The sequence below is a fragment of the Marinomonas vaga genome (assembly GCF_055388305.1).
In genome coordinates this window covers 2,074,330-2,088,035 of the sequence record NZ_AP043903.1, presented here as the reverse complement: position 1 = coordinate 2,088,035, position 13,706 = coordinate 2,074,330, and the positions used below count along the sequence as shown (strand labels likewise).

Annotated in this window: 14 protein-coding genes; 5 read left to right on the top strand and 9 right to left on the bottom strand. The window is 47.6% G+C overall.

From position 1 onward, the window contains the following. Positions 1 to 68: 68 nt before the first annotated feature. The 6 genes from trxA to lptM form a co-directional block, all read right to left on the bottom strand. Positions 69 to 395, bottom strand: a complete 327-nt coding sequence (gene trxA, locus ACZ5DR_RS09820; protein ID WP_377368105.1) for a thioredoxin TrxA — start codon at positions 393 to 395, stop codon at positions 69 to 71. Positions 396 to 495: 100 nt separating this feature from the next. Next, on the bottom strand, positions 496 to 1,215 hold the full coding sequence (locus ACZ5DR_RS09815; RefSeq protein WP_377368107.1) for an HAD family hydrolase: 720 nt from the start codon (positions 1,213 to 1,215) through the stop codon (positions 496 to 498). Beyond that, positions 1,212 to 1,880 (bottom strand): DUF484 family protein, encoded by a 669-nt coding sequence (locus tag ACZ5DR_RS09810; RefSeq protein WP_377368109.1) that lies wholly within the window; start codon positions 1,878 to 1,880, stop codon positions 1,212 to 1,214. The genes ACZ5DR_RS09815 and ACZ5DR_RS09810 overlap by 4 nt, the downstream gene beginning before the upstream one ends. 10 nt (positions 1,881 to 1,890) lie before the next feature. Further along, positions 1,891 to 2,721 carry a diaminopimelate epimerase gene (dapF, locus tag ACZ5DR_RS09805; protein ID WP_377368111.1) on the bottom strand — a complete coding sequence of 277 codons (831 nt, stop codon included), beginning with the start codon at positions 2,719 to 2,721 and terminating at the stop codon, positions 1,891 to 1,893. A 10-nt stretch (positions 2,722 to 2,731) separates the two neighbouring features. Beyond that, entirely contained in the window at positions 2,732 to 3,985 is a 1,254-nt protein-coding gene (gene lysA / locus ACZ5DR_RS09800) for a diaminopimelate decarboxylase (protein ID WP_377368113.1), read from the bottom strand. A 10-nt stretch (positions 3,986 to 3,995) separates the two neighbouring features. Then, positions 3,996 to 4,121: an LPS translocon maturation chaperone LptM gene (gene lptM, locus ACZ5DR_RS09795; RefSeq protein WP_377368115.1), complete on the bottom strand. Its 126-nt coding sequence runs from the start codon at positions 4,119 to 4,121 to the stop codon at positions 3,996 to 3,998. A 202-nt stretch (positions 4,122 to 4,323) separates the two neighbouring features. On the opposite strand from lptM, the gene ACZ5DR_RS09790 reads away from it, so the two are divergent. Then, positions 4,324 to 5,220 (top strand): hypothetical protein, encoded by an 897-nt coding sequence (locus ACZ5DR_RS09790; RefSeq protein ID WP_377368117.1) that lies wholly within the window; start codon positions 4,324 to 4,326, stop codon positions 5,218 to 5,220. 61 nt (positions 5,221 to 5,281) lie between these two features. Here ACZ5DR_RS09790 and argH read toward each other — a convergent pair whose 3' ends face one another. Continuing rightward, positions 5,282 to 6,682, bottom strand: coding sequence for an argininosuccinate lyase (gene argH, locus ACZ5DR_RS09785; protein WP_377368118.1), 1,401 nt, complete (start codon positions 6,680 to 6,682; stop codon positions 5,282 to 5,284). 157 nt (positions 6,683 to 6,839) lie between these two features. On the opposite strand from argH, the gene hemC reads away from it, so the two are divergent. Genes hemC through ACZ5DR_RS09765 form a run of 4 tightly spaced genes read left to right on the top strand, consistent with a single transcriptional unit; the run spans position 6,840 to position 11,022 of the window. Continuing rightward, positions 6,840 to 7,766 carry a hydroxymethylbilane synthase gene (gene hemC / locus ACZ5DR_RS09780; protein WP_377368120.1) on the top strand — a complete coding sequence of 309 codons (927 nt, stop codon included), beginning with the start codon at positions 6,840 to 6,842 and terminating at the stop codon, positions 7,764 to 7,766. A gap of 16 nt (positions 7,767 to 7,782) precedes the next feature. Next, positions 7,783 to 8,532 (top strand): uroporphyrinogen-III synthase, encoded by a 750-nt coding sequence (locus ACZ5DR_RS09775; protein ID WP_377368122.1) that lies wholly within the window; start codon positions 7,783 to 7,785, stop codon positions 8,530 to 8,532. Between the two features lie 4 nt (positions 8,533 to 8,536). Then, positions 8,537 to 9,796, top strand: a complete 1,260-nt coding sequence (locus ACZ5DR_RS09770) for a uroporphyrinogen-III C-methyltransferase (protein WP_377368124.1) — start codon at positions 8,537 to 8,539, stop codon at positions 9,794 to 9,796. Continuing rightward, positions 9,793 to 11,022, top strand: a complete 1,230-nt coding sequence (locus ACZ5DR_RS09765) for a heme biosynthesis HemY N-terminal domain-containing protein (RefSeq protein ID WP_377368126.1) — start codon at positions 9,793 to 9,795, stop codon at positions 11,020 to 11,022. Before ACZ5DR_RS09770 ends, ACZ5DR_RS09765 begins: the two co-directional genes overlap by 4 nt. A gap of 72 nt (positions 11,023 to 11,094) precedes the next feature. On the opposite strand, the gene ACZ5DR_RS09760 is transcribed toward ACZ5DR_RS09765, so the two are convergent. Continuing rightward, entirely contained in the window at positions 11,095 to 12,645 is a 1,551-nt protein-coding gene (locus ACZ5DR_RS09760; RefSeq protein WP_377368128.1) for a methyl-accepting chemotaxis protein, read from the bottom strand. Positions 12,646 to 12,774: 129 nt separating this feature from the next. Continuing rightward, positions 12,775 to 13,686 (bottom strand): hypothetical protein, encoded by a 912-nt coding sequence (locus ACZ5DR_RS09755; protein WP_377368130.1) that lies wholly within the window; start codon positions 13,684 to 13,686, stop codon positions 12,775 to 12,777. Positions 13,687 to 13,706 lie beyond the last annotated feature (20 nt).

Below are 13,706 nucleotides of genomic sequence, written 5' to 3'. Positions count from 1 at the left end.
TAGACAAATTTCAGACACAAAAAAAGCCGCTTAAAAAGCGGCTTCTTGTTAGCTGTATTAGGCCCAGATTATAGTGCGCCTTCAACAAACTCTACTAGCTGAGACTTAGATACTGCACCTACTTTAGTGGCAGCAACTTCACCACCTTTAACAACAAGCAGTGTTGGAATGCCACGTACGTTGTATTTAGGAGCTGTCTCTTGGTTCTCGTCAACGTTGATTTTCACAACTTTAACTTTACCAGCGTATTCTTTTGCTACGTCTTCAAGAACTGGCGCGATCATTTTACAAGGACCACACCAAGGTGCCCAAAAGTCTACAACAACAGGCACTTCAGACTTTAGTACTTCTTCTTCGAATTGAGCATCAGTAACGTTGATGATGTTTTCGCTCATAACATTTTCCTTAAAATCGGTTAAACAATTAATGAGGTTAGTGTAACACTAATTAAAAAGGTTAAAAATCAGATTCCTTAACCAACCCAATAGCAAATCTCTATAATTCCATATTCTGGATAACAGACACCAGCTCCTGCAAAGAATGCACCTCAGCATCCGGTGTCGTTGCCCATTCGGAGCGCCAGCGTCTTGCGCCATGACGATTAAACCAAATAGCACGAGCGCCGGCTGCGACAGCCCCTTCTACATCATCAACAGGGTGATCGCCCACATGGATCACACGCTCCAAGGACACACCCGACTTCGTTGCCAAACGCTCGAAAATCTCGGGATCTGGCTTAGCAATCCCCTCTTGATCAGCACGAATCACGGTACCAAAGTAGCGATTTAAGGAAATAGCAGGGTGAAACACATCCGCATTACCATTCGTCAAAGCCGCCAACTCGTAACGCTCGGCCAGCTTATCCAAGGTTATGTGCACATCTGGATACAGGTCGATGCGTTGTCGCCAATCATAAAATACATCAAACGCCTGCTCCGCCACTTGTTCCGCCTCTTCCGAAGGCAGACCGTACTCCTGCAACGCCTGTTGATACATGGCTAAACGCACCTGGGTCACATCTTTGGCAATCTCAGGTTGAGACAACAGAACCCGATTCTTTAGATCCCCCATGGTAGGCGTGTAAAAGCGCTCTGCAAAACCCGGAAAGCGCTCATCAAACCATTTTTCCATGGCATGCTCAGCCCGCACTAAAGTCGGATCCACATCCCAAAGGGTATTATCAAGATCGAAAGAAATTAATAATTGCTGACTCATGGCAACAGTCTCAACAATAAGGCACTTAGAAGGTCAGACAAGAAGTCTAAAAAGAGCGACCCCTTATCTTTATCGAAGTGATTTAAGCGATTTGATCCCAACGCGAGTACCCCATGGTAGACCACCTGTCCGCCTTCACGGGAGACAAGCGGCAAGATAGCCGAAGACATCACAAGGTTACTTTGAGATTGAAACAGGAACTCGGATTCCGCAACCGATAAGACGCCACAGTAGCACCCCGAATTCACTAACATTTCTTTTAAGATAGGCTCAGAAGATTCCCAAGAGGCGGTGCGGACCGAACCATCGAAATCGGTATCGTTAAACAACACCAATGACTGATAGGCAATGTTGAAGTCTTCCCGCATCACTTCTTCGATCACTCCGGCAAAGTCATCCAAGGTTTCGCAGCTTAAGCATTTAAGCACTAAGCGACGACTTTTCTTCATGATGCCTTCGTTTTCACGGGCGACATCTACCAAGCGCTCAAATTGTCCACGATAGTCGCCGTTTGATTTACGCAGTAGAGACACCTGTCTCTCAAGCAACGAGATAGCGCCGCCATGAACTGGATGAGGAATCGTCAGCTCCTCCAACAACGCAGGATTTCGTTCAAAAAAATCAGGCGTTTTCTCTAGGTAGCGGACGACATCCTCTTCCCTCATGGAACCTCTCTTATAGATAGATTTGGCCTTCGAAAACTTTTTCAGCAGCGCCAGTCATAATGATGGGGGACGTTGGCCCTTGCCACGCAATACGCAAATCACCGCCAGGCAAATGAACCAGCACTTCTTTGTCCAACCAGCCTTGCTTAATACCGGCAACCACCGCCGCACATGCACCCGTTCCGCAGGCTTGAGTTTCACCTACGCCACGCTCGTAAACACGAAGATTCACCTCTGTAGGAGAAACTACCTGCATAAAGCCAACATTCACATTATTTGGAAAGGCTTCATGGTCTTCTACAACGGGGCCGATGCGATTAACTAACTCATCGCTTAAGGCGTCCACTCGAATCACCGCATGGGGGTTTCCGACAGAAACAGGAGTTAGCTCAACTGTCTCTCCATTCGCTTGGATTTGATACAGGTCCTGCATCGCATCAGCGGTAAATGGCAGGTCAGCAGGCAAAAAGCTCGGCTCCCCCATATCCACTTCCACTTGCCCATTGTCCAATACATTAAGCTGGATCTGGCCACGTTTTGTTTCGACGTTGATCTGACGCTTGTGAGTCAGTTCTCGGTCCAATACAAACTTTGCGAAACAACGGGCACCGTTGCCGCAATGCTCCACTTCGGAACCATCACAATTGTAGATACGATAACGGAAATCCATATCTGGATTCGAAGGGGGCTCAACCACCAAAAGTTGATCAAAACCAATGCCTCGGTTTCGATCCCCTAAGCGCTCGATTTGAGCTTTATTAAAATACACTTTACGAGACACCGCATCGACAACGACAAAGTCGTTGCCGAGGCCATGCATTTTGGTAAATTTCAACAACACAGGGAGCTCCTTAAGCAGGCAAAATATGCTCACCAGTCAGTTGATGATCAATGTCTTCACGTTCGCGAATCAAATGCACTTGGTCACCATCAACCATTACCTCAGCGGCACGGCCACGGCTATTGTAGTTTGACGCCATGGTAAAACCGTAGGCACCAGCGGAACGAACCGCAAGCAAGCTACCAGACTGAATATCCAGCTCACGCTCTTTACCCAAGAAGTCACCCGTCTCACAAATTGGTCCCACCAAGTCATAGACGCGCTTCCCTTCTGGAGTCCCATCGAGGTTGACGGGCACTATGTCCATCCACGCTCCGTACAAAGATGGACGGATCAAATCGTTCATAGCTCCATCAATGATGGCGAAGTTTTTGTGTGGGTTACACTTTAGAAACTCTACTTTAGTCATCAAGACGCCAGCGTTCGCAGCAATAGATCGACCTGGCTCAAAGGCCAAAGACAAATTACGACCTTTGACCTTTTCAAGTATCAAAGCAGCGTAATCTTTTGGCTCCGGCGGCACTTCATCACGGTAACGTACACCTAAACCACCACCTAAATCTAAGTGTTTAATCTGAATGCCTTTCTCAGCCAATTGATCGATTAAGGCAATCAGACGGTCAAAGGTATCTAAGAACGGCTGAAGCTCAGTTAGCTGAGAACCAATATGACAATCCACACCCATTACATTCAAGTTTTCCAATGAGTGGGCCACGCCATAGATACGTACCGCGTCTTTGATATCAATACCGAATTTGTTGTCTTTCAAGCCTGTGGAAATGTATGGGTGCGTTTTAGCATCCACATCTGGATTGACCCGTAGGGACACAGGCGCAATCACCCCCAACTCCCCAGCCACTTTGTTTAGACGGTGCAGCTCAGCTTCAGACTCTACGTTAAAGCAGTGAATGCCTACTTCAAGAGCGCGACGCATTTCGTGTTCTTGTTTCGCGACACCCGAAAACATCACCTTGCTTGGATCACCACCGGCACGCAAAACACGCTCCAACTCACCAATGGATACGATGTCGAAACCAGAACCCATGCGCGCTAAAACATTCAAGATCGCAATGTTTGAACAAGCCTTTACGGCATAACAAATCAAGGTTGGGTGAGACGCAAAGGCATCTGCATAGGCTTTGTAGTGACGTTCAAACGTCGCACGGGAATACACATAAGTCGGTGTGCCATGGGCAGCGGCAATGTTTGCTAAAGAAACTTGTTCCGCATGCAGCTCATGACCGGAATAATTAAAAAAATCCAAGGGGGGGTCCTCAATTCGCGGTGGTGATTGTTTCAGGATCTGACGGCAAGGCGTCTTGTGGCAAATAGAGTGCGCCCTTATTCCCACAAGCAGACAACAACAAAACCGTCAGTAACGCTAAAATGTGCTTTGACACAGTGACAACCATCCATTAATTCAATTTGTTGACAGTATACTGATCCCCCTAGTGATTCCCAACCCTAGCGCTGCACTTTCGGTGAAAATCTTCATGATTTTCACCCTAAACTTTTAGCGAGTATTTGGTATAGTTCCCACATGATGACGAGCCAATATGATTTTGCTCCCATGCCCCGTCAATGGATCGATGGACTATGCATATGAAGCGCCTATTTAAACCCTGGTTACTTGCCTTAGTGAGCGCTTCACTCCTGCATGGTATTTTTTTCTTTGAGTTCAAAGACGCACACTGGGGTGTTGAGATACCTGACCGTCAACCCTCATCACAACTAAACGTCACCTTACTGCCTCAGGATGCTCCCGTCCCTGCAGTGGAGCAGTCCAGCAACTCTGACACGACAGCAGAGCTTCCAACAGAAAGCAATGAAGTCCCAGCGCAGCCAGAAACACCCACTGCCACAGATACGCAACCTGACACCAACACAGAACCTCTTCAAGAAGAAGTGACGGCAGAGGAAACCACCACCGAAAATACCTCGGTAGAGACAAGCGCCACGGAAGCCTCCTCCACAGAGACAATCAATGATCCAGAGAGCACTCCATCGTCAGAGACAACGGAAGAGCAAAGTACGCTACCCGAAACCATTGTTGAGAAAGAAAAACTGAGCCCACCAGTGCAACTCCAAGACATCAGCGAGCCTGACACCACAACAGCCGACACAGACCTAAAGGCCAAAAGCCTGCTCGACATCGGCAGTGCCCAAACATGGCAAGATAAAGCGGATATTAAAGGACAGCCTTTTTCCAAAAAACTCAGGGATCAAATCAAACAAGCTGAACGAGAACAGACCCGCTACGAAAAAGGTATCGTTGAGCAGAAACACTATGACATCACGGAAGACGCGGATGGCACCAAGTACGTAAACATCAATGGCATTTGCTGGAAAATGCCCGAACCTGGAGCAGAAGAAGAATGGAAGGTAGTGCTCTCTGGTTGTTCTGGGCAAAAACGATCCTTTCGCTTCGAACTAAACATCACCACAGATCTATTAACCCCTGAGCAACTTCAGATGTTGCCATTTGGCAATCAAGAATAAAAAATCCCCGCTAGGGCGGGGATTTTTAACATACCATTAGTGGGTAGTTGAATAAGCGCGTTTAACGCTTGGCTAATTCAGCCTTGGCACGCTCAATAGCGATTTTTACTTGGGCTGGGGCTGTACCACCAATATGATCACGAGCTGCCACAGAGCCTTCCAAGGTCAATACTTCGAACACATCCTGCTCGATCATTGCACCGAAGCCTTGTAGTTCTTCAAGGGTCATCTCCGACAAATCTCGGCCTTCTTTGACACCAAAGCCTACCGCTTTACCCACTACTTCATGGGCATCACGGAAAGCTACGCCTTTACGCACTAAGTAATCAGCCAAATCCGTCGCCGTACTAAAACCACGACGAGCTGCTTCGTACATATGCTCGCTACGGGCTTCAATGGCAGGAATCATATCCGCAAACGCACGCAAAGAGCCGCGTAAAGTATCTGCCGTATCAAATAGTGGCTCTTTGTCTTCTTGGTTGTCTTTATTGTAAGCCAAACACTGGGACTTCATCAGTGTCAGCAATCCCATCAGATGACCATACACTCGACCTGTTTTACCGCGTACTAACTCTGGTACGTCTGGGTTTTTCTTCTGAGGCATAATAGAAGACCCAGTACAAAAACGATCCGGCAAAAAGATAAAGTTGAACTGCGCTGAAGCCCACATGACAAGCTCTTCTGCCCAACGGGACAGATGCATCATGGTGATAGACGCCGCTGATGTAAATTCAATGGCAAAATCACGATCACTGACAGAATCGAGAGAGTTATAGGTTGGACGCTCAAAACCCAACAGCTCCGCAGTCATTTCACGATCGATTGGGTAAGTTGTCCCAGCAAGCGCCGCTGCACCAAGAGGCAAAACATTCACTCGCTTACGGCAATCCAATAAGCGCTCGTAATCACGCTGGGCCATTTCGTACCAAGCCATCAAGTGATGACCAAATGTCACTGGCTGAGCTGTTTGCAGATGGGTAAAGCCTGGCATGATAGTGTCTGTATTGCGCTCAGCAAGAGATAAAATACCTTGCTGTAGACGAGTCACCTCTTCTAGCAAGAAATCAATTTCATCACGCATGTACAGGCGAATGTCTGTCGCCACTTGGTCATTACGAGAACGCCCAGTGTGCAGCTTCTTGCCTGTAATCCCGATCTTTTGCGTCAAGCGCGCTTCAATGTTCATATGAACATCTTCCAGCTCAACGGACCACTCAAACTCACCGCGAGCGATCTCTTGCTCGATTTCCGTCAGACCTTGAATGATTTGGTCTCGTTCTTCTTCAGTCAAAACCCCTACTTTCGCCAACATGGTACCGTGGGCAATCGACCCTTGAATGTCTTGTTTTGCCATGCGTTGGTCAAACTCAACCGACGCCGTAAAGCGTGCAACAAAGGCATCAACAGGCTCAGAAAAACGACCACCCCATTGTTGGTTCGTGGTTTTGTTTGTATCAGTCATCTAATCATTTCCCAGTGTGAGATCAATATTGCGGCAAGATTACCTGATAGAGCGACCTTTATAAAGGCCTGCAAGGATGACGCTCCCAGGTCAAGGGAGTATGATAGGGCGAATTTTTACAGTGATACTGCAGTTACTTTCGACCCTAGGAGAGAATGTGAAAACGAAAATCGTCATCGCCACTCGTGAAAGCCAATTGGCTCTTTGGCAAGCCAACAACGTGAAAGCCTCTCTCGAAGCTCTATACCCGGATACCAAAGTGGAACTCCTAGGCATGACCACAAAAGGGGATCAGATTCTTGACTCTCCACTTTCCAAAATTGGTGGCAAAGGCTTATTTGTGAAAGAGCTTGAAAAAGCCCTAATGGATGGCACGGCAGACATTGCAGTCCATTCTATGAAAGATGTTCCTATGGAGTTCCCAGAAGGATTGGGACTGCCGGTCATCTGTGAACGAGAAGACCCAACCGATGCCTTCGTATCAAACCACTTCAACAGTATCGAAGAATTACCTCACGGTGCCGTTGTAGGCACATCAAGCCTGCGCCGAGCCTGTCAACTCAGCATGCACCGCCCAGATATCGAGATTAAAAACCTGCGCGGCAACGTGAACACACGCCTTCGTAAAATGGACAATGGTGAGTACGATGCCATCATCCTCGCCACTGCTGGCTTGGTTCGTCTAGAAATGGAAGACCGCATCAAAGCACGCATCAGCGACGACTTCTCACTACCTGCTGGAGGCCAAGGTGCCATGGGTATTGAATGTCGCACAGACGATTTAGAGCTCATTGAAATGCTAGCGCCACTACAGCACCCTGAAACGGCTTATCGCGTAACAGCCGAGCGCGCCGTTAATAAACGACTCAACGGCGGCTGTCAGGCACCCATTGCCTGCTTCGCCACCTTAGATGGCGAGGAGTTATTTGTACGGGGTTTAGTGGGCAGCACAGATGGCACCAACATCATTCGTGGCGAGATTCGCGGTCACAAATCCCAAGCAGAACAACTGGGTATCGAACTGGCAGAAGAGCTACTTACAAATGGCGCCCAAGCCATCCTTGACGACGTATATAACCGCTAGTTTAGGACCAGAGCCCATGCAAGGATTGAAAGTTCTGGTGACACGTCCCGAACCGGAAAACACCCACACCTGCCAAACCCTCAGTAACTTGGGAGCGGTTCCTGTACCGCTCCCCATGCTACAGATCAAGCCCCTCGAAACAGAGCAAGACAAAAGGCGCCTCCATTCACAGCTGTTTAACTTGGACGCCTACCAATATGTTATTTTTGTCAGTAAAAATGCGGCTCGTATTGGCGCTGAATTGATCGATGAATGTTGGCCGATGTTACCAGTTGGCATTCACTGGCTTGGGATTGGCAAAGGGACCACGGACACCTTAAATAACTTGCATATCCCAGCTATCAGCTCCCCCGGACATGATACTGAAACCATGTTGGCATGGCTCAAACCCGTTAAAATGCGGGAACAAAAAGTTCTCATTGTTAGGGGGCAAGGTGGAAGACCTGATTTAGCGTCTGGATTAGAGTCCCGAGGGGCAAAGGTGGATGTTTTGGAGCTTTACCAGCGTGCTACTCCCACATATGACGCACAAACATTTTTCTTCCTTGAAGAACCTGACGTAATATGGGTAACAAGTGGTGAAGGTCTCAGCAATTTAACACAGCAAGTTCAACAACATTCACCTAACTTAATGAATACGACGTTATTCGTACCCAGCGAACGCGTAGCCGAACACGCGCGTTCCAAGGGCTGGGCACGGGTAATTTGTGCACAAGGCGCTGACGATCAAAGCTTAATCGCAGCCACAATGCAGCATTTAGGATAAAAACATGACGGATAAAAAAGAAAGCCCGGAAACTGAGCTAAATCCAAGTGGTGAAACAACCACGACTGCAACGCCTGAATCATCAACCCAACACACCAACACACCTGCCTCTGACACTAAAGCAGAACACAGCAGTGAGGCCCCTCAGGCACCCGCCAATCAAAGCTCAAATGGCAAAGCCCTATCTGGCATCGCCATCGCAGTCGGAATCGCCGCTCTAGCTTTAAGTGGTTGGCAATATTACCAGAGCAATTTTATCGCTAAGTCAGATACGGCTCTCGCTCAGGCACAAAATAAAATCATCGCACTAGAGCAGCAAATCACTCGTATTGAGCGCACAGCTCAAAATGGCTCCGAAGCCATTCGCAAACTCGCGCCATTACCCCAACAAGTGGACGCTTTGACCTCCCGTACCGCCCAAGCAAAACAAGAGTCAGAGCAGGCACTGTTAGACTTATCCAGCAAAATAAACCGACTTAGCAACGTCAACAAAGACGACTGGCTATTGGCGGAAGCAGAATACTTGATCCGCCTAGCCAACCAGCGCTTACTTTTGGAACGAGACACCCAGAGCACGATCGCTCTCTTAGAAAACGCCGATGACATTTTGGGTAATCTAAAAGACCCCATCATGTTTGAAACTCGCAAAGCCATAGCGCAAGACATACAAGCACTTAAATCCATATCACAATTCGATTTGGAAGGGCGCTACCTGCAACTTGCAGCACTGTATGACCAAGTTGAAGCCCTGCCTCAACGGGAGCCATCTCAGGCTTGGCAGACACAGCAGTCATCCACTACGGAAGTCCCTGCTAGTGCTCTATCAGACATTAAAGCCCTAGCTTCTCAAGCATGGGGAGGCCTGAAGTCGCTGATTGTCGTGAACTACAACCAGAAGCCTATAGAGCCTCTCTTACCACCCTCTGACTACCAAGAATTGGTCACTGGCATACAGCTACAAATTGAAGTAGCGCAGGTCGCTTTATTGAAAGGTGAAAAAGGTATTTATGACAAAGCTCTGGAGCGAATAGCCCGCGCAGTAAGTGAGCATTTTGACCCTAAATCCAGTACAACAACAGCCTTTATGACCACCTTGACGTCTCTGCAACAGGTCAACCCAAATCCTAGCATTCCACTCCCCCGAGCTTCACTGCAAGCCATGCGCCAGTTGATGCAAACTTGGCAACAGGAGAGCGAGCTGCAAAAACCTGATGTGACAGAAGACGCACCAGTGAACAACACCCCAGAGGAGACCCTATCATGAGAAAACTCCTCTTCTCCCTCATCATCGTTTTATTGATTGGTGGTGCCATTGGTCTGGTGATGCAACAAGACTCAGGCTATGTCTTGATCGCCTTCCAAGGGGTGACTATTGAGATGAGCCTCTGGGTGCTAATAGCCGTCACCATTGTGGCGTACTTTGCGGTCAACTTTTTATTTAAATTTCTCTGGGCATTGCTACACCCGAACTCTTCCCTAGCGAAATTGACTGGCAACTTAAGTCAGAAGAAAGCCTTAAAGAACACCATTCGCGGCATGCTAGAACTGGCTGGAGGCAACTGGAACAAAGCTGAAAAGCTACTGACCTCTTCCGCCGAAAAAGTATCTTACCCGCTCCTAAACTACATTGGGGCCGCCTACGCGGCGAGTGAATTAGACGAACACGATCGCTCTAAAGAGTTATTGCGTCAGGCACATAACACCTCCCCCGATGCGGAGTTTGCCATCAGCTTTGTACAAAGCCAGTTACAATTAAAACAAGGTCATTATGAAGGGGCTCTTGCTACCTTAAAGCGGCTACATAAAATGAAGCCAAAACATCGACAGACCTTAAAAATGCTCGTTACCGTTTATACCAAGCTAAAGGATTGGGACGCTCTTCAAGAGCTGACCCCAACACTTAAAAAGCAGGGTATTTTTAATGACAATAACTTATTAGAGCTTGAAAAAAATGCCTTCCTAGCACTGCTAGAAAAGTTGCGCTTCAAACAGAAAATCGGTGAGAACACCAGTTCCCTTGAGTCAGAGCTTAATACCATCTGGAAAAAACTCAGCACCCCCGACAAAGACGATGAGATGCAGGTTCTTTACGCCAGCACCTTAGTTCAGTTTGGTAATGAGGAGAAAGCAGAAAGCTTTATTCGTCAGAGTTTAAATGACAAATGGTCTGATCCACTGGTGGAAGTCTATGGCTTACTCACCAATGTCTCAATGAAATCCGCACTGGCGAACACCGAAACCTGGATCAGACGACACCCAGACAGCGCCCCTCTTTACTTAGCCGCTGGGCGTATTTGCCAACGCCAAAAATTGTGGGGCAAAGCAAGAGACTACTACGAAAAAGCGCTCATGCTAGACGCTAACTCCGATGCTATTGGCGAACTCAGCCGCTTGCTAGAGGCCATGGGAGACCTCGATACAGCGCAAGACCTGATTATTCGCCGTATTACCCACAATTCACAACACTTACAAAGCCTACCTCTCCCCTAACAAAAAAGGCCGAAGAGCATCACTCTTCGGCCTTTTTTATCACACTGCAAGACGCTTGGGTCTGCGATACAGTTATTTAAATCGAACGACTAACTCATGCATATCGCTGGAGACCTTCTGCAATTGCTCCATGCTGTCCATGGCTGCGTCGGCCTCTGCCTTAGTACCTACAGCAAGGTCTGAAATACGCACCAACTGCTGATTAATATCCTCAGACACATGGGCTTGCTCTTCCACCGCAGCGGCCATCTGCACCGCCATGTCAGAAATGGTCGTAACAGAGTCCACTATCGCGGTTAGAGCCTCTTGCGCAATCCCCATTTTTGCCAACCCTTCCGCCGCGCTGTCTCGTCCAGTACTCGCTATCCGTACAGATTCCTGAGCACCATTTCTTAAACGCTCAATAATTTGATGAATCTCTTGAGTTGAGCCTTGCGTTCGCTGAGCCAACTGACGCACCTCATCCGCCACTACCGCGAAACCACGTCCATGCTCCCCAGCTCGCGCCGCCTCAATGGCGGCATTCAAGGCTAATAAATTAGTTTGTTCTGCTATTTGATCTATCATCAAGGCGACTTCGGCGATACCTTCGGATTGCTTAGATAAATCCGACACTGAATCACCAATTTGTCCAACCAGATTCGCTAATGACTGAATAGACGCTTGAGTCTCATCTAGGGTTTTGCTGCCTTTCTTAGCCAGTGACTTGGATTCTTTGGCACCATCCGCAGTCGACTGTACATGCTGGGAGACATCTGAAACCGTCGCTGTCATTTGCTGCATGGCAGCAGCCACTTCCTGGGTTTCATGCTGCTGCATGTCTATTTTTTGGGTCGCACTTTGAGTTTGGGACAAACCAAACTTAGAGCGCTCTGACACTTCGTTTGACTCCTCTTCGATACGCGTCAAAACCGTATCCAAATGCTGGCTCTGACTCTTAGCAGCCACTTCAAGTAGACCAACAGCTAAAGAATGATCCGAATATGTCTTAGCGGCTAACGGGTGGGTAAATGCCCCCCCAAGCGCCGCAGACATCACTTTGTTGATCTTAGCTAAAGTCATCGCAAAGTAAATCACTAACCCGAGCGCTCCGACTAAAAGCGGAACCCAAGCAAGCTCTGCATGGTCTGTCATAGTCATCCCCAACATGACTATGATGGCCAACAAAGCGATGCTCCAAGCCATCACATGGGTTGGCAAAGTAAGCTGCTTTTTACCCCCTCTAATACGACTATAGAGCGCCTCAGCCCGTGCAACAGCTTTACGATCTGGGGACGTGCGCACCGACTCATAACCCACAACAGTGCCTTTCTCTGTCACAGGCGTTACATAAGCATCAACCCAATAGTAATCGCCATTTTTACTTCGGTTCTTAACCATCCCCATCCAAGGTTTTCCTTTTTTGAGGTGCTCCCACATGACTGCAAAGGCTTCTGGGGGCATATCAGGATGTCGTACCAAGTTGTGAGGTGAGCCAATAAGCTCCTCTTTAGAGAACCCGCTGATATCGATAAATGCCTTATTACAATGAACAATTTTCCCCTTTAAGTCTGTTGTTGAAATCAACTTCACATCTGGCGGAAAGGTTCGCTCATGATTTGTCACAGGTAGGTTTTTACGCATATATCCCTCGATGCATAATTCGGTAAAGACACATTACATTAGATAAATCTAATTGAATTTATTTTAATTTAGGTCGCTAACATTCCAGCTTAGACGACATTCACTTTGTTTGCATAATGCTTAATTACGTTAGGCACTTAAATATTTGTGAAGTCGCTTGGTAATGACAGGCAAAAGATAGGTTGGAACCTGTAACGCTCCAGCTAAGGGTAAGAATGCTGGCCCCAATAAGGCGCCAGCAATGGAATAGGTCAACAGCACATTTCGGTTTCCAGCGGTTATGGCTGCAGTCAGGGCAAGCTCATGTCCTTGTTTACGATATAAGAAAAAAGTGACGACAAAAAATACCGCAACAATCGATATAGCAATAAGTAGATACACCACGGCTTCTGCACGATCTGCTTCCCACAGTCCTCGATAGCTCCCCACCAAGCCAAATGGAAACGCGAATACTAACAAGATGGTGTAAGGAGAGACTTTTAATAACACCCTTTGCAGGGGTTCTTTGGGCAAGAATTTATGAGCGCTGTAAGAAATCAAAATCGGACCTAGGATAAAAATCAATAGACGCATTGCATAGGTCACAAAATCCAAGCCTCCATCACTCAAGTGAATAAAATGAATAGGCACAAACAGAGCAAGGGGCAAAAGCAAGGTACTAACAATCGTCATCGCCATGGCCTCAAGGCTGTCGAACCCTAAAGCCCTCACGATCGCAGGTGTGGCAAATAACGACCCTGTGGCGCCAACCCCTAATATGGCCAAAGTCAGTTCTGGGGTCGCTCCAAATACCCAACAAGCCAAAGTAAAGAGGGCCATATAGAAAGCGGAATGTACCAAGCCATACAGCCAGACGCTTTTATTCATAACCCTTTGGATCAAACGCTCCATAGGCATACCCAGCAGGGTGAGCAGCATGAGTGTAAACAACACAATCGGTAAAAAAGGAAATAAGAAATTAGAAGCTATTGGAAAGGTGAAGCCGATAATTGCACACAGGAACATACCTGCAAGAGAATGTTTAACTAGGAAGGTCAACACTGGAAAGCGCCTTAACTAAT

Coding starts and splice junctions, on each gene's coding strand:
- trxA (WP_377368105.1), bottom strand. CDS start 395: ATGAGCGAAAACATCATCAACGTTACTGATGCTCAATTCGAAGAAGAA.
- ACZ5DR_RS09815 (WP_377368107.1), bottom strand. CDS start 1,215: ATGAGTCAGCAATTATTAATTTCTTTCGATCTTGATAATACCCTTTGG.
- ACZ5DR_RS09810 (WP_377368109.1), bottom strand. CDS start 1,880: ATGAGGGAAGAGGATGTCGTCCGCTACCTAGAGAAAACGCCTGATTTT.
- ACZ5DR_RS09790 (WP_377368117.1), top strand. CDS start 4,324: ATGAAGCGCCTATTTAAACCCTGGTTACTTGCCTTAGTGAGCGCTTCA.
- argH (WP_377368118.1), bottom strand. CDS start 6,682: ATGACTGATACAAACAAAACCACGAACCAACAATGGGGTGGTCGTTTT.
- ACZ5DR_RS09775 (WP_377368122.1), top strand. CDS start 7,783: ATGCAAGGATTGAAAGTTCTGGTGACACGTCCCGAACCGGAAAACACC.
- ACZ5DR_RS09770 (WP_377368124.1), top strand. CDS start 8,537: ATGACGGATAAAAAAGAAAGCCCGGAAACTGAGCTAAATCCAAGTGGT.
- ACZ5DR_RS09765 (WP_377368126.1), top strand. CDS start 9,793: ATGAGAAAACTCCTCTTCTCCCTCATCATCGTTTTATTGATTGGTGGT.
- ACZ5DR_RS09760 (WP_377368128.1), bottom strand. CDS start 12,645: ATGCGTAAAAACCTACCTGTGACAAATCATGAGCGAACCTTTCCGCCA.